This is a genomic window from Clostridium sp. HMP27, from assembly GCF_000765165.1.
In the GTDB taxonomy this organism is placed as follows: Bacteria; Bacillota; Clostridia; order Clostridiales; family Clostridiaceae; genus Clostridium_AK.
Genome location: NZ_JMFY01000063.1, coordinates 1 through 1,006 on the forward strand (window position 1 = coordinate 1; position 1,006 = coordinate 1,006).

The window sequence follows — 1,006 nt, forward strand, 5'->3', positions numbered from 1 at the left end:
CTTGCTTATTTCTTTACCCAATAAAATAATTACAATAGAAACTGGTAACGCTATTAATGTATTAAATATATCTTTTTTACCGTTAACTATACTTGGGAATGCACCTGTTACATAATTTATAAAAAGAGCTGCTGCCTTTATTGAATACACTCCAAACAATAGCGCCATTCCTATATACATAAACAGGATCAAAATTGGAAGTTTCAACTTGCATTCAATTTTCGTTCCATGATCTATTGCTGCTAATTGCCCATATAAAATTCTATTAAATGAATTTCTCATATATTTGTCTCGATTTTCAATCCTAAATTCCCCTTTTCTGACCCAACCTACAAATCCTTCTCTTACAAAAATATTTGGATTAATAATTTCTTTTAATCGTGTTTCACAATTGTTGGCTTTTAACAATGTATAGAAGACATATTTCATTATTCCACTGATTCTCCTGACTTTATTAACTTAATACAACTTATATTTTACTTTCATAATTATGCTCTTACTAATTCAAGTCTTTGTACACATTTTCCTTATAGCATAGTTATTTTATATTTTTAAACTCTCAATTACCATTATGTAATATATTACAATTATACAAAGGACTTCTTTTAAATACTATAAGCATTTTATTCCAGAGTTATTTTACCCAGGTATCGAGTTCTTCGGTAAACCCTCTACACCTACTCCTTTAGGAAACTTCAAGATAATAAATAGAGCTGTTAATCCTGGTGGGCCTTTTGGAGTTAGATGGCTAGGTTTAAATAAACCAGGATACGGAATACATGGAACAAATAATCCAGCATCTATTGGAACAAGAGTATCTAATGGATGCATTAGAATGCAGAATAAAGATGTTTTGGAGCTTGCCAATACAGTTCCTATTGGAACTCCTGTACAAATTATTAATCAGTAGTTTTAAAATAGATGATTTTTATTATAGAAGTTTTTAATGTATGTGATGTTATAATAAAATATAAACTTCCTGCAGAATAAAATATAAGGTTCATAT

General features: G+C 29.0%; 1 protein-coding gene and 1 pseudogene. One reads left to right on the forward strand and one right to left on the reverse strand.

The genetic code is table 11. The features are described 5' to 3' along the window. The coding region (locus DP68_RS18480) for a hypothetical protein (RefSeq protein ID WP_035311979.1) at nt 1-429 on the reverse strand (429 nt) is incomplete at its 3' end. Between the two features lie 232 nt (nt 430-661). On the opposite strand from DP68_RS18480, the pseudogene DP68_RS19375 reads away from it, so the two are divergent. Continuing rightward, nucleotides 662-910 (forward strand): annotated as a pseudogene (locus DP68_RS19375) (L,D-transpeptidase); the annotation flags it as partial. Nucleotides 911-1,006 lie beyond the last annotated feature (96 nt).